At 72.8% G+C, this 17140-nt stretch carries 16 protein-coding genes; 7 read left to right on the top strand and 9 right to left on the bottom strand.

Features of this window, described 5'->3' with window-relative positions; genetic code table 11:
• Window positions 1–17 precede the first annotated feature (17 nt).
• Window positions 18–1532, top strand: coding sequence for a metallophosphoesterase family protein (locus V3C34_RS00905; protein ID WP_169702029.1), 1515 nt, complete (start codon window positions 18–20; stop codon window positions 1530–1532).
• Window positions 1533–1683: 151 nt separating this feature from the next.
• Here V3C34_RS00905 and V3C34_RS00910 read toward each other — a convergent pair whose 3' ends face one another.
• From V3C34_RS00910 to V3C34_RS00925, 4 genes are read right to left on the bottom strand one after another with little or no spacing between them, the layout of a single operon-like run.
• Complete coding sequence (locus V3C34_RS00910; RefSeq protein ID WP_068328437.1) at window positions 1684–3144, bottom strand: glyceraldehyde-3-phosphate dehydrogenase; 1461 nt, start codon at window positions 3142–3144, stop codon at window positions 1684–1686.
• Window positions 3145–3176: 32 nt separating this feature from the next.
• A complete protein-coding gene (locus tag V3C34_RS00915; RefSeq protein ID WP_068328434.1) occupies window positions 3177–4076 on the bottom strand; it encodes a sucrase ferredoxin in 900 nt (299 codons plus the stop codon).
• Window positions 4077–4086: 10 nt separating this feature from the next.
• Window positions 4087–5310, bottom strand: a complete 1224-nt coding sequence (locus V3C34_RS00920) for a cupin domain-containing protein (RefSeq protein WP_068328431.1) — start codon at window positions 5308–5310, stop codon at window positions 4087–4089.
• Window positions 5311–5598, bottom strand: a complete 288-nt coding sequence (locus tag V3C34_RS00925) for a hypothetical protein (RefSeq protein ID WP_176573195.1) — start codon at window positions 5596–5598, stop codon at window positions 5311–5313.
• 148 nt (window positions 5599–5746) lie between these two features.
• Between V3C34_RS00925 and V3C34_RS00930 the strand changes: the two genes are divergently transcribed.
• On the top strand, window positions 5747–7048 hold the full coding sequence (locus V3C34_RS00930) for a saccharopine dehydrogenase family protein (protein ID WP_068328427.1): 1302 nt from the start codon (window positions 5747–5749) through the stop codon (window positions 7046–7048).
• A 21-nt stretch (window positions 7049–7069) separates the two neighbouring features.
• Here V3C34_RS00930 and V3C34_RS00935 read toward each other — a convergent pair whose 3' ends face one another.
• The 4 genes from V3C34_RS00935 to V3C34_RS00950 all read right to left on the bottom strand — a co-directional run bounded on the left by V3C34_RS00935 (window position 7070) and on the right by V3C34_RS00950 (window position 10595).
• Window positions 7070–8167 carry a GNAT family N-acetyltransferase gene (locus V3C34_RS00935; protein ID WP_068328424.1) on the bottom strand — a complete coding sequence of 366 codons (1098 nt, stop codon included), beginning with the start codon at window positions 8165–8167 and terminating at the stop codon, window positions 7070–7072.
• Window positions 8164–8973, bottom strand: coding sequence for a crotonase/enoyl-CoA hydratase family protein (locus tag V3C34_RS00940; protein WP_346007806.1), 810 nt, complete (start codon window positions 8971–8973; stop codon window positions 8164–8166). Before V3C34_RS00940 ends, V3C34_RS00935 begins: the two co-directional genes overlap by 4 nt.
• 78 nt (window positions 8974–9051) lie before the next feature.
• Window positions 9052–9630: a hypothetical protein gene (locus tag V3C34_RS00945; protein ID WP_068424051.1), complete on the bottom strand. Its 579-nt coding sequence runs from the start codon at window positions 9628–9630 to the stop codon at window positions 9052–9054.
• Between the two features lie 491 nt (window positions 9631–10121).
• Window positions 10122–10595: an SRPBCC family protein gene (locus tag V3C34_RS00950; RefSeq protein ID WP_338539256.1), complete on the bottom strand. Its 474-nt coding sequence runs from the start codon at window positions 10593–10595 to the stop codon at window positions 10122–10124.
• 71 nt (window positions 10596–10666) lie between these two features.
• On the opposite strand from V3C34_RS00950, the gene V3C34_RS00955 reads away from it, so the two are divergent.
• From V3C34_RS00955 to ppdK, 4 genes are all read left to right on the top strand, one after another.
• The gene (locus V3C34_RS00955) at window positions 10667–11866 is read left to right on the top strand and encodes an MFS transporter (RefSeq protein ID WP_345913323.1); all 1200 of its coding nucleotides are present in this window, start codon (window positions 10667–10669) and stop codon (window positions 11864–11866) included.
• A 72-nt stretch (window positions 11867–11938) separates the two neighbouring features.
• Complete coding sequence (locus V3C34_RS00960; protein WP_346007807.1) at window positions 11939–12427, top strand: GNAT family N-acetyltransferase; 489 nt, start codon at window positions 11939–11941, stop codon at window positions 12425–12427.
• Window positions 12428–12440: 13 nt separating this feature from the next.
• Window positions 12441–12935 carry an SRPBCC family protein gene (locus V3C34_RS00965; protein ID WP_068424321.1) on the top strand — a complete coding sequence of 165 codons (495 nt, stop codon included), beginning with the start codon at window positions 12441–12443 and terminating at the stop codon, window positions 12933–12935.
• A 123-nt stretch (window positions 12936–13058) separates the two neighbouring features.
• The gene (gene ppdK, locus V3C34_RS00970) at window positions 13059–15776 is read left to right on the top strand and encodes a pyruvate, phosphate dikinase (RefSeq protein ID WP_346007808.1); all 2718 of its coding nucleotides are present in this window, start codon (window positions 13059–13061) and stop codon (window positions 15774–15776) included.
• A gap of 18 nt (window positions 15777–15794) precedes the next feature.
• Here the strand turns inward: ppdK and V3C34_RS00975 are convergent, their stop codons facing one another.
• Window positions 15795–16028, bottom strand: a complete 234-nt coding sequence (locus tag V3C34_RS00975; protein WP_068424043.1) for a hypothetical protein — start codon at window positions 16026–16028, stop codon at window positions 15795–15797.
• A 93-nt stretch (window positions 16029–16121) separates the two neighbouring features.
• On the opposite strand from V3C34_RS00975, the gene V3C34_RS00980 reads away from it, so the two are divergent.
• Complete coding sequence (locus V3C34_RS00980; protein WP_346007809.1) at window positions 16122–17024, top strand: LysR family transcriptional regulator; 903 nt, start codon at window positions 16122–16124, stop codon at window positions 17022–17024.
• Window positions 17025–17140: the final 116 nt, after the last annotated feature.

Below are 17140 nucleotides of genomic sequence, written 5' to 3' on the forward strand. Positions count from 1 at the left end.
CTGCCTACAGTGGGGCGGTGCGATGGACCGAGCTGATGCGACGCGCCGGCATGGCCGCGCTCGTGGCCGCCGCGACGCTCACCGGTGGGCTCGTCACCGCCGCGCTGTGGCCCGTCACGGTCGAGACCGGGTACTACGCCGCCGACGTGCGGCTCGCCCCAGGGTGGGGCGACCGCTCGCGGATCGGGACGGACACGGTCGTCGGGAGCGTGTCGGCCCGCTTCTCCGGGCTGGCCCCGGGCGTCGACGTCGCGCCGCGCGTCAAGCCGGAGATCACCGAGCTCGTCCGCTCCGGCGACCTCGACGCCAGCGCCCTCGACGTCGGCCCCGACGAACGCACCCGGGTCATCCGCGAGGCCGCGACGGGCGTCGGCCTGCGCTTCGCCGCCGGTGCCGCGCTCGGGCTCGGCGTCGTCCTCCTCGGCGTCGGCCTGCGGCGACGGGGACTCCCTTCGCCCCGGACGGCGGTCGGCTCGCTCACCGTCGCCGCCCTCACCTGCGCGCTCTCCGGGGTCTCCGCGCAGCGCACCTACCAGGCCGACCGGCTCCTCGCGCTCGACTCGACCGGGCTGCTCCAGCTGGCCATCGCCAACCGCGGCCTCCTCGACGACGTCGAGCAGCGCGCCGACCAGGCGACCCCCTACCTGCGCAACCTGCTCGCCCTCTCCGCCGCGATGCAGGACGAGTACGCGCCCGAGGAGGTCCCCGGCGGCGAGGCCCTGCGCGTGCTGCTCGTCTCCGACATCCACTCCGCCAACCAGTACGCGCTGATGCGCACGATCGTGCAGGAGCAGGACGTCGACGTCGTCATCGACTCGGGCGACCTCATCAACCTCGGGCACGTCGAGGAGGCGCGCCTGAGCAACCTCTACCGCTCGATCACCTCGCTCGGCGTGCCGTACGTCTTCGTCGCCGGCAACCACGACCGCAGCAGCCCGAGCGACACCGCGCTCCTCGACGAACTCGCGGGCACGCAGGGGGTGCAGCTGCTCGAGCCGGGCGACGGCGGCTACCGCGAGGTCGACATCGGCGGCCTGCGGATCGCCGGGTTCAACGACCCGAGGTACTACGGCGACGCCGACGACGGCACCACCGACGCCCAGGGCGCGGCGCGTGATCGGTGGCTCGAGGCGCTCGGCGAGCAGGAGCCACCCGACATCACCGTGTCCCACGAGGCACCAGCTCTCGACGACGCCCCCGGCCGGCTGCGCGTCCACGGGCACGGCCACGTCCCGCTGCTCGACGGCAACCGGCTGCAGGTGGGCACCTTCACGGGCGGCGGGACGCTGTCGCACTTCGTCGGTGGGCCCGACGCCGAGCTCGTCGGCCAGCCGAGCTCCTTCGACGTGCTGACCTTCGACTCCTCCTGCCGCGCCCAGCGCCTCGTGCGCTACCAGTACCGCTCGGTCATCGAGGGCCGGCCGAGCTTCGACTCGCTGTCGGTGCTCAACGCCTCGCGGATCGTCGAGGACCCGGCCGAGGGACGCACCTGCGGCGGCGACGAGCTGAGCGTCCGCCCCCTTCGCCCCTGAGGTGGGGTGGCGGGGGCGCGAGTCCCACTGGCCCCATGATTATCGGGTCACCCGTTAAACCCCCGCTCAGCAAGAGTTTGAAACTCTTGCGAACCCGAGGTTTCTCGGGTGACCCGATAATCTTGAGGCGGCGCGGCCTCCCCGCCGCCGCTCAGACCGCGGGGAAGACCGGCGGGTGGACCGCCGCGATCTCCTCGAGGACGCGCACGACCTGGCACGAGTAGCCGAACTCGTTGTCGTACCAGACGTAGAGGACGACGCGGTCGCCAGCGGTGATGGTCGCGCGGCCGTCGACGATGCCCGCGTGGCGGTTGCCGACGAAGTCGGTGGAGACCACCTCGGGGCTGTCGATGTAGTCGAGCTGCTTGTGCAGGTCGCCGTAGAGCGAGGCCTGGCGCAGGAAGTCGTTGAGGGTCTCGCGCTCGACCGGCTTCTCGAGGGTGAGGTTGAGGATCGCCATCGACACGTTGGGCGTGGGGACGCGCACCGAGTTGCCGGTGAGCTTGCCCTCGAGCTCGGGCAGCGCCTTGGCGACCGCCTTGGCGGCACCGGTTTCGGTGAGGACCATGTTCAGGGCCGCGGAGCGGCCGCGACGCTCACCCTTGTGGAAGTTGTCGATGAGGTTCTGGTCGTTGGTGAAGGAGTGGACGGTCTCGATGTGGCCGCCGACCACGCCGTACTCGTCGTTGATGACCTTGAGCGTCGGGACGATCGCGTTGGTCGTGCACGAGGCAGCGGTGACGACCTTGCTGTCACCGATCATCGCGTCGTTGATGCCGCTGACGATGTTGGGCAGGCCGCCCTTGCCCGGGGCGGTGAGCAGGACGCGCGAGACGCCGGGGCACTGCAGGTGCTGGGACAGGCCCTCCTCGTCGCGCCACCGGCCGGTGTTGTCGACGACGATCGCGTCGTTGATGCCGTACTGCGTGTAGTCGACGCTCGAGGGGCTGTCGGAGTAGATAACCTGGATGAGCGTGCCGTTGGCGAGGATCGTGTTGTTGTCCTCGTCGACCGTGATCGTGCCGGGGAAGGACCCGTGGACCGAGTCGCGGCGCAGGAGGCTGGCGCGCTTGGACAGGTCGTTGTCGGCACCGCGGCGCACAACGACGGCGCGCAGGCGCAGGCCCTGGCCGTTGCCCGCGTGCTCGATGAGGATGCGGGCGAGGAGGCGGCCGATGCGGCCGAAGCCGTAGAGCACGACGTCGGTGCTCTGGCGGCTGCCGCCACCGGAGCCGCCGCCGACGACGTCACCGAGCTCGGCGCGCAGGAAGTCCTCGAGCGCGAGGCCCTCACCGGTCTCGAGGCGACGGCGGTGCAGGCGGGCGATGTCGACGGAGGCCGGACCGAGGTCGAGCGCCGCGAGCGCCTCGATCATCGGCAGCGTGTCGTCGAGGGTCAGCTCGACGTCGACGCGGCGGGCGAAGCGGTGCGCCTTGAGGATCTCGGTCGAGGACTGCCCGATGAGCGGCCGGCCGTGGATCGAGGTGACCACCCCGTGCTCCCGGTAGAGGCGACCCACGGCGGGGATCATGGCCTCGGCCTTGGCCTGTCGGTCTGCCCAGTCGGCGAGATGCTCGTCTGCTGCGTCGGTGGTCTGCGGCGTCGTCGTCATGGGCGCCGAGAATAGTCGCTCGCGTGGATGGGTCAGACGCCGGATCCGTCGGTCGGACGCACGTCGTACAGGGCCTGCTGCTTGGGCACCCCGGCGCAGGTGAGGACGTGGGCCTCGGACATCGTCCGGGTGACCCGGCGAAGGGAGGTCCTCCCGCCCGCCGTGACCGTCACCCGCCACGTCTCCTCGCCGATCAGGTCGACCTGCGGCACAGCGATGTCCGCCAGCCGGACCTCACCCTCGCGCAGCACGTCGTGGACGGCGGCCTGGGCCGCCGGGTGCCACGAGCAGCGACCGCGCCACCGCTCGAGGTCGACCCGTCCGTCGAGGTGGTCGAGCACGACCTGCGGGGCGGTGTCACCCTCGAGGCGCCCGTACATCGAGCCCTCGGGCAGGATCGTCACGTTGCCGGCGAAGCGGTCACCGCCGAGGTGGGTCGTCTCCCAGACGGCACCGGGCAGGGCGTCGTCGAGCACGGCCGCGACGACGCGGCCGTCGATGGCGCAGCACACGTCCTTGCGTCCGTGCGTGCACACGAGGAAGAGCGGCTCGGCGCTCGGGGAGGGCAGGTCGTCGAAGCGCCCGGCGAGCTCGACGAGGTCCTCGGGCCGCTCCCACGTGGCCCGTCCGACGAGCCCGCGGCGCACGTCGACGAGGAAGACCGGGTTGCCGTCGGCCGCGACGACCTCGCGCTCCTGGCGACCGTGCCGCCGGATGAGCTGGAGCCGGGCACCGAAGCGGTCGAGCGCCGCCGCGAGGGCGTCGCCCACCTCGGTGAGGGGCGGGGCGGTGATCGGTTTGACCGGCCACGGGCCGGGGTGGGCGACGAGCATCCAGTACCGCGCCGGCACGGCCGTGCCGACCGGCACGTCGCCGCGCTCACGGGCGGCGATCGAGCACCGGACGTGCTCTGCGGAGGGGTCGGGGCTCACCTCGGCGACCCTACGCGGGCGGAGCGGTGAGCGGGACGGCCACCCCGGCCACGACGAGGCGCCGCGCGAGCGCCGGGTCGAGCCGGGCAGGCTCCTCGGCCGCCAGCCACGTCGTGACGGCGTCGGCCTCGGACGCGTCCAGGGGCAGGCGGCCGGCCCGGCTCACCAGGACCGCACCCTCCCCGTCGGGCTCGAGGGCGGCGCGCAGGTGCTCCCGGGGGACGACGACCGGCTCACCCGCGAGGGCCTCGGTCGTGGCGACGGGCGCGACGGGCGCCGGGCGCTGGGCGGCGCGCTGGCGGCGGGCGAGCTGGGCCGCGACGGCCGCCTCGTCGACGGCGGCGACCGCGTCGAGCAGGGCAGCGCGGACGACGGCGAGGTCGTCGACGAGGTCGTCGGGGTCGGCGACGTCCACCCCGGGGCGAAGGGGGGTCCGCGCCTCCGCGAGGGCGGCCACCCCCCTCCGTGCGGCGTCGAGGACGGCCTCGGCGAGGTGTCCGCGGTGCCAGACGTGGACGCCGACGGTGAGGTGCGTGCTCACGCCGCCGAGCGCCTCGGCCGCGTGCAACCAGCCGCGCGGGACGTAGAGGACGTCGCCGGGCCGGAGCGTGACGAGGAGGTGCGGCTGCTCCTGCGCCGCCTGCTCGACCGGGGCTCGGCGGTCCTGCCAGGGCTGGGTGCGCAGGGGGTGCTCGAGGACGGGCGGGTGGAGGCGCCAGGTCTTCTCACCGCCGCACTGGAGCACGAAGACGTCGTGGACGTCGTAGTGCGCGGCGAACCCGCGGCTCTGCGGCGGGGTGACGTAGGCGTTGACCTGCACGGGGTGCCCGAGGTCCGCAGCCAGGTCCTGCGCGAAGTCCAGCACAGGCGGGTGCGTGCGGTGCAGCCCCTGGAGCACGAGCGTGTGGCCCTCCGCGAAGAGCCGCAGCAGCGCGGTGTCGTCCAGCTGGTCCGCGACGCCCGCCCCGACGCCACCGCCGCGCGTGAACTCCGCGTCGGCCAGCGTCTGCCCCTCCCGCGCCACCCGCAGGAAGGGGGTGCGCAGGCCGCGCCGGGAGAGCAGGTCGTCGACGGCCGGGGTGTCGAGCAGGTCCACGAAGTCGCTGCCGAGGGCCGCGGCGGGCACGTGCCGGGGCTCGCGTCCCCAGGCCCGCGCGAAGTCCTCGGGGCCGAGGTCCGTGACGCGGCGGAGGCCGGTGCCCGTCGGGGCACCGGCCTCCTCGCGTGGGGTCACTCAGGCACCGCCGTCGGCGCCACCATCGCCAGCAGCACCGTCACCGGCCGCGCCGTCCGCGCCACCGTCACCGGCCGCGCCGTCCGCGCCACCGTCACCGGCCGCGCCGTCCGCGCCACCGTCACCGGCCGCGCCGTCCGCGCCACCGTCACCGGCCGCGCCGTCCGCGCCACCGTCTCCGGCTGCGCCGTCCGCGCCACCGTCGCCACCGGTCGTGGGCGCCTCGGTGGGCACCCCGCCGATGGCCTCCTCGGGAACGTCGGGAGTCTCGTTCGGAGGCTGCGTCATGTGCTTCTCCTTCGTCGTCGGTGACGGTGCGGCGCACCGCCTCCCCCCTTCCTAGCGGAGTCGACCCCCGGAGGGAACCCTCACCCCGTGACGACGTGCGCACAGGACGCGAATGTCCCTGCCGGGCAATGCGGTTAGTGTCGAGAGCATGACTTCGTCCGCCGCCGCTCGTGAGTACGACATCGTCCTGGTCGGGGCCACCGGCTTCGTGGGGCGCCTCACCGCGGGCCACCTGCGCGACCACGCCCCGGAGGGGCTGCGCATCGCGCTCGCCGGCCGCTCCCGTGACCGTCTCGACGCGCTCGCCGCGGAGCTCGGCGGGCGGGCCGCCGAGTGGCCCCGGCTCGTCGTGGACCTCGCCGACCCGGGGGCCTGCACGGACCTGGCCGAGCACGCGCGCGTCGTCGCCACGACGGTCGGGCCGTACGCCCGGTACGGGCGGGAGCTCGTCAAGGCCTGTGCGGTGGCGGGCACCCACTACGCCGACCTGTCCGGCGAGGTGCTCTTCGTCCGCGACAGCGCCGAGGCCTTCCACGACCTGGCCCGCCGCACCGGTGCCCGGATCGTGCACTCCTGCGGCTTCGACTCCGTCCCGTCCGACCTCGCGGTCTGGGAGACCGCCCGGGTGGCCGCCGCCGAGGACGCCGGCGAGCTGACCGACACCGTGCTCTTCGTCCGGCGCCTCAAGGGCGGTCTCTCCGGCGGCACCATCGACTCGATGCGCACCCAGGTCATCGCGGCCAGCGAGTCCCCGGAGGACCGCCGGGCGATCGCCGACCCCTACGCCCTGAGCCCCGACCGGTCGGCGGAGCCGACCCGCGCCGACCGCGCGGGCGTGCCGACCGCCGGTGCCGCGCAGCGCGGCCGGGTCCGCAGCGTCCTCGGCCGCCTCGGCTCCCGTCTGCCGGTCCGGCGCACCGAGGACGGCCACTGGACCGGCCCCTTCATCATGGCCTCGTACAACACCCGGGTCGTGCGCCGCTCCAACGCGCTCCTGGGCTGGCGCTACGGACGCGCCTTCCGCTACCACGAGGTGACCGACTTCGGCACCCGCGCCAAGGCCCCCTTCGCGGCGACCGGCATGACGGTGGGCCTGCTCGGCCTCGTCGGCGGGCTCGCCTTCGGCCCGACGCGCAAGGTCGTCGACCGCTTCCTGCCCGCCCCGGGAGAGGGTCCCGACGAGGAGTCGCGGACCCGGGGCCGCTTCGCCGTCGAGGTGGTCGCGAGCACGACCACCGGCGCCCGGTACGCGACGACGGTCGCCGCCGACGCGGACCCGGGCTACAGCGGCACGGCGATCATGTTCGGCCAGGCCGCGCTCTGCCTCGCCCTCGACGACCTCGACAGCGAGGGGGGGGTCCTCACCCCCGCGGTCGCCATGGCTGCCCCGCTCGTCGAGCGCCTGCGCGCCCACGACTTCACGATCGAGACCACCCGCGTCCTCGACTGACGCGCGCCCGGCCCCGGCGAGCTACTCGTCGAGGCGGGCCTGTGGGACGGGCGCGTCGATGCCCTCGGCGAGCACGTCCCGTTGCCACGACTCGGTCCGGTAGCGGGTGACCCACCCCATGGACTCGTAGATGCCGTCCGCCCCGGTCGGGCTGTCAGCGTCGACCTCGAGGGAGACCCGGTTGCGGCCGCGCGCCGCGGCGTCGGCGATGACCGCGTGGAGCAGCGACTTGGCCACCCCGCGCCCGCGGGCCAGCCGGTGCACGCCGATGTAGTCGATGTAGGTGCCCTCGGTCCCCGACGCGTCGGGCGGCAGGACCGCCGCAGCGACGGCTCCGCCGGGGACCCACTGCCCCTCCATCTCGATGTCCGCGATCCACCAGTGGTCCCACCGGTGACCGGGCGCCTCGCGCAGCCGGGCGAGGAACTCCGGGAAGGACTCGCGGTAGGAGTTGAAGTGGTCCGCGAAGGACTCCTCGATCATCCGGTAGACCGCCTGCAGGTCGGCCGCCACCGGCGTGCCGTCCTCGCGCCGGGCCACCCGGCGCACGACGACGCCCTCGCGCCGGTGCGTCTCGAGCAGCTCCTCGTCGCCGGGCTGCGTGGGCCGCCTCATCTGCAGCCAGGTGCGGACGTGCTCGAACCCGTCGGCCGCGAGGAGACCCCGCAGGCGCTCGTCGTCCTCGTGCACAGACATGTCCAGCCGCGTGCCCCCGAGACCGCGACCGCGGGAGATCCTCAGGGCGACCTCCTCCGCCCAGGCGAGGACGGACGGCGCGAGCTGCTCCTCGACCTCGGCACCCAGCGCGGGGTCGGTCGTCAGGTCGATGTTGCAGCGACCGGCGGCGCGGTCGTGCACGCGGGCCCAGAGCCTGATCGCCCCGGCCGGGTCGACGACGACGACCTGGCGCCGCGTCCACGACGCCTCGCCCACGGCCTCGCTGGCGACGAGCTCCTCCTCCACCGCACCGGAGCCGTCCACGGCCTCCTTGGCGGTGGACACGAGGGCGATGAGGTCCTCGACGTCTCCCTCGTCGGGGACGCGGGTGGTCCACCCCTCGGGGAGACCCTCCGGGACGATCGGGAGGAAGCCGGTCTGCTGCTGCGGTCCGCCGCTCACGGGACGAGGCGACGCTGGCGGGGCAGGTACTCGGCGGCGGTGCGCTCGAGGTTGGCCTTGCGGGCTCGGGCGGCGTTGGGGCCCAGGAGCAGCGGGAGCTGCTCGAGTCGCTCGCGGGCGAATGCCCGCCGGGGACCGGAGGTCCACGTCCGGTCGAAGAGCCGCTTGGTCGCCGCGAGCGCGTCGGGCGAGCGCTCGGCGAGCTCACGCGCCAGCTCGGTCGCGGCCCCCACCGGGTCCTCGGCGAGATCAGTGACGAGGCCGAGCTCGTGGGCCCGCTCCCCCGAGATCTTGGCGGCGGTCATCGACAGCTTCTTGGCGACATCGATACCGACGAGCTGGGACAGGGCGTGCACGCCCGACATGTCGGGGACGATCCCCCAGGCACCCTCGAGCACCGACCACGTCGAGTCCGGGCGGGCGATGCGGAAGTCGGCCGCCAGCGCGATCTGCAGCCCGCCACCGAGGCAGTGGCCGTGCACTGCCGCGATGACCGGCACCGGCAGCCGCCGGTAGGCCCACGGGGCCTCCTGGAAGGTGTTGGTCCCCCGCCACGGTCGCGGCACGAAGCGCCTCGCGATGCCGCGAGGGTCCTTCATCGCCGAGCTGAAGTCGAGCCCGGCGCAGAAGGCGTCCCCCTCACCCGAGATCACGACGGCGCGCAGCCGTCGGTCGGCACGCAGGCCGTGGGCGGTGGCGACGAGGTCGTCGAGCATGTCGAGCGTCAGCGCGTTGAGCTTGTCCGGCCGCGCGAGACGCACCTGGGCGATGCCCTCGTCGATGGAGGTGGTGATGTGCCGTGCCATGGCGTCCACCCTATGGCGCCGGGCACGACGAGAGGGCCCCGTCGGGTGACGGGGCCCTCTCGATCGGTGACGCGTCGATCACACGGTGTCGAGCAGCTTGCCGAGGATCGCCGAGACCTCCTTGGCGGAGTCGCTGCTCACGGAGGTAACGAGGTAGGTCGTGCCACCGGACTCGCCGGCGCACTGCTGCGTGGAGCGCAGCGTGCCGCAGTGGTGGTCGCCGACCTTTTCGTCCTTGTCCCAGATCGCCTCGAAGTCGGCCGGCTTGACCGAGTCGGAGATGACGACCGAGATGGTGTCGCCGCCCTTGGTGTAGACCGCCGTCTCCTGGCCGCCCGCGTCCGAGGTCTGGCCCTTGGTCCAGCCGTCGAAGGAGTCGGGGAAGCTGGCGCCACCGCCGGCGCTCGTCGTCTCGCTCGAGGGCTCGCTCGTGGAGCTCTCCGTGGTCGACTCGGTGGTGGGCTCGCTCGTCGAGCTCTCCGTCGTCGACTCGGTGGTCGAGCTCGGCGTCGTCGACTCGCTCGACGTCACCGACGAGGTGGTCGTGCTCGAGGACTCGTCGTCGTCGCCGCGGGCGATGAGGAAGCCACCGATGCAGCACAGGAGCAGCAGGAGCGCCACGCCGCCGGCGATGCCGGCGAGCAAGCCCTTGCCCATGCCCTTCTTCGGCGGCTGGCCGCCTGGCCCACCGGGGCCTGGACCGCCGTAGCCCTGACCGGGCGGCGGCCCGGTGTACCCCTGCCCGGGGGGCGGCGGTCCGGTGTACCCCTGCCCCGGGGAGTTGAACTGACCGGACGGCGGCTGCGTCTGGCCGAAGTTTCCGCTACCGGGCGGCGGTGGGACGTTCGGGCCGCTCGGACCCCCTGCTGATGGTGTCGACATGAGGTCATCGTCACACAAACGGGGCCGGCGCGACACCGCTCGTCATGAGGACACACGCAGGGGCGGGACTCCCCCTGCGGAGCCCCGCCCTGCGGTCAACTCCGGGACCCCCCTGCGGGTCCCGCGTCGGTGCCATCCGAGGATCCCCATCCCGTTTGACACCGATGAATCTACGAGCCGGCGAAGGTGCGGGTCGATGGGGAGAAGTACCCATCCCTGCGGGGGTCTACCGGACGGACGAAGGGGGGCGATCCCCCCTTCGCTGGTCAGCGCTCGAGCAGGGACTTGAGGTTGGAGAGGGTCTGGGCCATGCCGGCCTGGAGCTCGCGGTCGAAGGACTCGACGCCGCCCAGGACCTTGTCCTGCAGGGTGCGGGAGACCTGGGTCGTGCCGTCCGGCGCCTCACGGCGGTGGACGACCGTCGTGCCACCAGAACCGTTGGGGGACAACGAGAAGGACCAGATCGCCGCGTTGTCCTTGACGCGGAACGCGAACTCCTTCGAGGGCTCGAAGCGCACGACCTTGGCGCGGGTGGGCCACACGAGCAGACCGCGTCGGTTGAGGTTGACCATGCGGGTGCCCAGGCCCACCGGCCGGTCGCCGACGATGTGGGTGCGCAGCACCTGGGGGCTCAGGCCACCGAGGGCGCGGGGATCGGCGACGACCCGCCACACCGCCTCGGGCGTGGCGTCGATGTCGATCTCGGACGTCAGGAGCGGGGCGTTCTGCGTGGTCGTCATGGGGCGAGCCTAGGCAGTCGCGGGTGCCGTCGAGGTCGGGGCGGCGTCGAGCCTGGGGGAGGATGTCGGGCGTGATCCCCCCTTCGTCCCGGACCGCGCCCACCGCTCGACCGGTCGGGGTCGCGCTGGCCGCGCTCGTGCTCGGCGGCGTGGGGATCGGCATCACCGAGTTCGTCACCATGGGTCTCCTGCCGGAGATCGCCGAGGGCATCCGCACGACGATCCCCCGCGCCGGCCACACGATCTCGGCGTACGCGCTCGGCGTCGTCATCGGGGCGCCGGTCATCGCGGTCCTCGGCAACCGGCTGCCCCGGCGCGAGCTGCTCGTCGGGCTCATGGTCCTCTTCGCCATCGGCAACGCGCTGAGCGCACTGGCCAGCAGCTACGGCGTGCTCATGCTCGCCCGGTTCATCAGCGGCATCCCGCACGGGGCCTTCTTCGGCATCGCCTCGATCGTCGCCTTCGACATCGTGGCGGTCGGGCGCGGCGGGTGGGCGGTCAGCCGGATCATGCTCGGCATCCCCGTCGCCAACGTCGCCGGCGTCCCCTTCGCCACCTGGCTCGGGCAGCAGACCGGGTGGCGCTCCGCGTACTGGTTCGTCGCGGCGACCGGCGTCCTCACCGCCGTGCTCGTCCAGCTCCTCGTCCCGCACCAGGCCGCCGACCGGGAGGCGCGGGTGCGCAGCGAGCTCGCCGCCTTCAAGGACTCCCAGGTGTGGCTCACCCTGCTCGTGGGCTCGATCGGGTTCGGCGGCGTCTTCGCGATGTACTCCTACATCTCGCCGATCCTGCGCAACCAGACCGGCCTGCCGGCCGACGCCGTCCCGGTCTACCTCTTCGTCTACGGCGTCGGCGGTCTCGTCGGCACCGTCGTCGCCGGGCGCCTCGTCGACCGCTCCGTGCTGCGCACCCTCGTCGGGTCGACCATCGCGACCGGGCTCTCCCTCGCCGCCTTCGCCCGGGCCGCCGACTCGCCGGTCCCCGCCGCCGTCGTGCTGCTGCTGATCTGCATCTCGGTCTCGGCCTTCGTGCTCGCGCTGCAGCTGCGGCTCATGGAGGTCGCCGGCCGCGCCCGCACGCTCGGGGCCGCCGGCAACCACGCCGCGCTCAACATCGCCAACGCGCTCGGCGCCTGGCTCGGCGGCGTCGTCCTCGCCGCCGGCTGGGGCTGGCAGGCGCCCTCGCTCGTCGGCGCGGGCCTGTCCGCCGCCGGCCTGCTCGTGCTGCTCCTGTCGCTTCGGGTCCACCGGCGGCGCACGACCTTGGACTGAGGGCACCCTTCGAGACGGTCGCTGCGCGACCTCCTCAGGGAGCGCGTGGCGGCGGGCTCCTAGAGTCGGGCCATGCGCCATCCCGACATCCGGCCCGCGACCGCCGCGGACGTGCCCGACATCCTCCGCCTCGTCCACGACCTCGCCGAGTACGAGCGCGAGCCCGACGCCGTCGAGGCGACCGAGGCCGACTTCGTGGCGGCGCTCTTCCCCGAGGAGGGCACCCCGAGCGCCGCCTGCCATGTCGCAGTAGGAGGCGAAGGGGAGGAGCGTCGCGTCGTCGGGATCGCGCTGTGGTTCCTCACCTTCTCGACGTGGACCGGCAAGAACGGCATCCACCTCGAGGACCTGTACGTCGAGCCCGCGCACCGCGGGTCCGGCCTGGGCAAGGCGCTGCTCCTGACGCTCGCCGACGAGTGCCGCGCCCGCGGCTACCGACGACTGGAGTGGACCGTGCTGCGGTGGAACACCCCGTCCATCGAGTTCTACGAGTCGCTCGGCGCGAGCCCCCAGAGCGAGTGGGAGACCTACCGGCTCGACGGCGACGGCCTGGACCTGTGACAGCGTGAGCACCATGCAGCGACCCCGCACCGCGTCCGGCACCGTGACGATCGCCGTCGACCCGATGACGGCGTGGGAGGCGGTCAGCGACATCACCCAGATGGGTCGGTGGAGCCCCGAGAACACCGGCGGCCGGACCGCCACGGACGGCCCGGTCACCGTCGGCAGCTCCTTCGTCGGGCGCAACCGCCGCGGTCGGGCGCGGTGGACGACCGAGTGCACCGTCACCGCCGCCGACCCGGGCGAGCGCTTCGCCTTCCGGGTCCACCGCATCGGCGGCAGGCGCCCGGTCCTCGCCGCGGCCATCGCCACGTGGGAGTACCGCTTCGAGCCGGTCACCGGCGGCACCCTCGTCACCGAGACGTGGACCGACGACCGGCGCTGGCCCGACGGCGTGGCGCGCGTCTTCGACCGCGTCGTGACCGGCGGGCGGACCTTCGCCGAGTACCAGCCGGGGAACATCCGCCGCACCCTCGACCGCCTCAAGGTCGAGCTCGAAGGAGCCTGACCCGGCCCCACGACGGGATGCGGGGGTCCCCCCTTCGTCCTGCCACGAGGAACCGACCACGACCCGACCCCTGGTGCCTGTCATAGTGGGCGGGTTCAGCGCACGCGTCTTGGGAGGCACCCGGTGAGTCAGTACGTCCACATGTTCAGCGAAGGCGATCGCGACCAGAAGGACCTCCTCGGCGGCAAGGGGGCCAACCTCGCCGAGATGGTCAAGCTGGGTCTGCCGGTCCCCCCGGGCTTCACGATCACGACCGAGGCCTGCCGGGCCTACCTCACCGAGGGACGCGTCCCGCCCGAGGTGCGGGTCGAGGTGACCCAGCGGCTGCGCGACGTCGAGGACCTCATCGGCCGCACGCTCGGCGACTCCGAGGAGCCGCTGCTGCTCTCCGTGCGCTCCGGGGCGAAGTTCTCGATGCCCGGCATGATGGAGACCGTCCTCAACGTCGGGCTCAACGACGACACGGTGCAGTCGCTGGCCTCCTTCGCCGGTGACGAGCGCTTCGCGTGGGACTCCTACCGCCGCCTCATCCAGATGTTCGGCAAGACGGTGCTCGACATCGACTCCGAGCGCTTCTCCGACGTGCTCGACGCCCACAAGCAGGAGGCCGGGGTCGAGGCCGACGTCGACCTCACCGCGGACCACCTCAAGGCCGTCGTCGCCGAGTTCAAGCAGATCGTCCTCGACGAGACGGGCAACCCCTTCCCGCAGACGCCGCGCCGTCAGGTCGACATGGCGATCGAGGCCGTCTTCCGCAGCTGGAACACCGAGCGCGCCCAGCTCTACCGCCGCCGCGAGCGCATCGCCGACGACCTCGGCACCGCGGTCAACGTGCAGGCCATGGTCTTCGGCAACCTCGGCGACACCTCCGGCACCGGCGTCTGCTTCACCCGCGACCCCTCCTCCGGCCACTCCGGCGTGTACGGCGACTACCTGCCCAACGCCCAGGGCGAGGACGTCGTCGCCGGCATCCGCAACACGCTCGCGCTCACCGACCTCGAGGACCGTGACCCGGCCGCCTACCGGGAGCTGCGCACCGCGATGCGCCGTCTCGAGACGCACTACCGCGACCTGTGCGACATCGAGTTCACCATCGAGCGCGGCAAGCTGTGGATGCTGCAGACCCGTGTCGGCAAGCGCACCGCCGGCGCCGCCTTCCGCATCGCCACGCAGCTCGTCGACGAGGCCCTCATCACGATGGACGAGGCGCTCGAGCGCGTGACCGGCGAGCAGCTGGGCCAGCTGCTCTTCCCGCAGTTCGACCGCGAGGCCAAGCGCACCCTCATCGCGACCGGCATGGGCGCCTCCCCGGGCGCCGCCGTCGGCGCGGTGGCCTTCGACAACGCCAGCGCCGAGGCCAAGCAGGCCGAGGGCAGCTCGGTCATCCTCGTGCGCCGCGAGACCTCCCCCGAGGACCTGCCCGGCATGATCGCCGCGGCCGGCATCCTCACCGCGCGTGGTGGCAAGACCTCGCACGCGGCCGTCGTCGCGCGCGGCATGGGCAAGTGCGCCGTGGTCGGCGCCGAGGACCTCGTCGTCGACGTGGCCGCCAAGGAGATCCGGGTCGGCGAGCACGTCGTCCGCGAGGGCGACACCCTGGCCATCGACGGCAAGACCGGTGAGGTCTTCCTCGGTGACGTGCACGTCGTCGACTCCCCCGTCATGACCTACATCTCGCAGGGCGTCGAGGCCGCCGTCACGATCGCCGACGACGACGAGACCCGCGAGCTCATCGAGGCCGTCGACCGCGTGCTGCAGCACGCCGACGCCCGCCGCCGCCTGCGCGTGCGCGCCAACGCCGACACCGGTGAGGACGCCAAGCGTGCCCGCGACCGCGGCGCCGAGGGCATCGGGCTGTGCCGCACCGAGCACCAGTTCCTCGGGGACCGGCGCCAGCAGATCGAGCGGGTCGTGCTCGCCGAGGCCGACGAGGAGCGCGAGGCCGCGCTGGCGGAGCTGCTGCCGGCGCAGGTCGAGGACTTCGTCGACCTGCTCACCGCGATGGACGGGCTGCCCACGACGATCCGTCTCATCGACCCGCCGCTGCACGAGTTCCTGCCCGACCTCACCGACCTGACCGTCGAGGTCGCCCTGGCCGACGAGCGGGGCGAGAGCGGCCCGGAGGTCGAGCGGACGCGGGCGCTGCGTGACGCGGTGCGCGCGATCCACGAGTCCAACCCGATGCTCGGTCTGCGCGGCGTGCGCCTCGGGCTGAAGATCCCGGGCCTCTTCGGCCTGCAGATCCGCGCGATCGCCGAGGCCGTCGTGCGTCTGCGCGAGGAGGGCAAGGACCCGCAGCCGGAGATCATGGTCCCGCTCATCGGCTCCAACCGTGAGCTCGTCATCGTGCGGCGCCAGGCGGAGGAGATCATCGCCGAGGTCGCCGAGGCGAACAACCAGTCGATCGAGATCCCGATCGGCTGCATGATCGAGCTGCCGCGCGCCGCCCTCACGGCCAACCGCATCGCGCAGACCGCCGACTTCTTCTCCTTCGGCACCAACGACCTGACGCAGACGACGTGGGGCTTCTCCCGCGACGACGTCGAGACCGCCTTCTTCCCGAAGTACCTCGAGAACGGCGTCCTCACCATCTCCCCCTTCGAGACCCTGGACGCGATCGGCGTCGGCGAGCTCGTACGGATCGGTGTGGAGAAGGGCCGCTCGACCAAGGCCGACCTCAAGACCGGCGTCTGCGGCGAGCACGGCGGTGACCCGGAGTCGATCCACTTCTTCCACGACGCGGGTCTGGACTACGTGAGCTGCTCCCCCTTCCGCGTGCCGGTCGCGCGGCTGGAGGCTGGTCGCGCGGTCGTGCTCAAGGACGACGTCGGCACGCGCTGAGCGCACGGGCGGGGATGCTCAGCGCGTGGAGAGGAGCGGGTGGAAGCGGTCAGCCATCCGCTGGTCGTACGGCGCGTGGTACGTGGGCCCGGAGGCCGAGGCGGCGAGGCCGCGCTCGCCGCGGGTCTCGTCCTGGGACATGGCGGCGAGCTCCGCGGCCATGCGGTGGTGGTCGGCGTCCGGGCCGGCCCCCCAGTGGCGGTTGGCGGCGGGACGCAGGGCGTTGACGTAGGTCATCCAGAGCTTCTCCATGGCCAAGATCTTGCTCGCTTCAACTATTTTTATCCAATTCAGTTTTGTGCATGTTCGTGCAGTTCTACTTCACGATCGGGTAGGTTGCGGGGCATGGTCGACGCGCACCGGCTCCGGATCTTCTTGTCCGTCATGGCGTCCGGTTCGGTGGGGGCCGCCGCGGGCCACCTGGGGTACTCGCCCTCGGCCGTGAGCCAGCAGCTCGCCGCCCTGCAGAAGGAGACCGGTCTCACACTCTTCACCCGCCACGGGCGTGGGATCGAGCCCACCCCGGCGGCCCACACGCTCGCCGCGGAGAGCGAGCGGCTCATGGTCGAGCTCAAGCGGGTCGATGCCGTCGTCGACGACCTGCGCGAAGGGAGCACCGGCTCGCTGTCGATCGGGTACTTCGCGTCGGCCGGGTACCGGTGGATGCCGCAGCTGGCCAAACGGCTCCAGGCGAAGCTGCCCGAGCTCACCCTGCAGATGGTGCTCACCGAGGGCTACCCGCCCGGGGAGGCGCCGCCGGTCGACATCGACGTCGTGCCCGACGACCCGACGACCTCGATCCGGCCCGGGTACATCGTCACCCCGCTCATGACCGACCACTTCGTCGCGCTCGTGCCCGCCGACCACCGGCTCGCCGGGCGGCGCCGGGTGGAGCTGGCCGAGCTGGCCGAGGACCCGTGGATCAGCAACGACATCTCCGCCGGCATCACCCAGGAGATGGTCGACCGCGCCTGCCGCGCAGCCGGATTCCGGCCGCGGTACAGGGTCGAGGCGCAGGACCACTACACGGCAACCGCCTTCGTCGCGGCCGGCGTGGGCATCACCGTGATCCCCGACCTCGCCGCCCGCACGATCCCCAAGACCGTGCGCCGGCTGCGCCTGACCAACCCCAACCCGGTGCGCGACATCGTCGCCCTGACCGCGCCCGTGGCCAAGACCAACGAGGCCGCCCGCCTCGCGGTGGAGATGCTCCAGCAGATCGCCGCGGCGTCGGCTCGGCGGGGGTGACCCGCCACATACGCCTCAGGTTTATCGGGTCACCCGATAAACCTCGCCTTCGCAAGGGTTTAAAACTCGTGCGAACCCGTAAGAAGTCTTGCTGAGCGTCTCCTTCCCCTTCGTCC

Origin of the sequence: Janibacter terrae, from assembly GCF_039636765.1 — a bacterium.
Lineage (GTDB): Bacteria > Actinomycetota > Actinomycetes > Actinomycetales > Dermatophilaceae > Janibacter > Janibacter terrae.

Bases quoted from the DNA above. Each gene is read 5' to 3' on its own strand.
- V3C34_RS00980 (WP_346007809.1), top strand. From the start codon at position 16,122: ATGGTCGACGCGCACCGGCTCCGGATCTTCTTGTCCGTCATGGCGTCC.
- V3C34_RS00945 (WP_068424051.1), bottom strand. From the start codon at position 9,630: ATGGGCAAGGGCTTGCTCGCCGGCATCGCCGGCGGCGTGGCGCTCCTG.
- V3C34_RS00940 (WP_346007806.1), bottom strand. From the start codon at position 8,973: ATGGCACGGCACATCACCACCTCCATCGACGAGGGCATCGCCCAGGTG.
- V3C34_RS00930 (WP_068328427.1), top strand. From the start codon at position 5,747: ATGACTTCGTCCGCCGCCGCTCGTGAGTACGACATCGTCCTGGTCGGG.
- V3C34_RS00925 (WP_176573195.1), bottom strand. From the start codon at position 5,598: ATGACGCAGCCTCCGAACGAGACTCCCGACGTTCCCGAGGAGGCCATC.
- V3C34_RS00960 (WP_346007807.1), top strand. From the start codon at position 11,939: ATGCGCCATCCCGACATCCGGCCCGCGACCGCCGCGGACGTGCCCGAC.
- V3C34_RS00910 (WP_068328437.1), bottom strand. From the start codon at position 3,144: ATGACGACGACGCCGCAGACCACCGACGCAGCAGACGAGCATCTCGCC.
- V3C34_RS00975 (WP_068424043.1), bottom strand. From the start codon at position 16,028: ATGGAGAAGCTCTGGATGACCTACGTCAACGCCCTGCGTCCCGCCGCC.
- V3C34_RS00950 (WP_338539256.1), bottom strand. From the start codon at position 10,595: ATGACGACCACGCAGAACGCCCCGCTCCTGACGTCCGAGATCGACATC.
- V3C34_RS00965 (WP_068424321.1), top strand. From the start codon at position 12,441: ATGCAGCGACCCCGCACCGCGTCCGGCACCGTGACGATCGCCGTCGAC.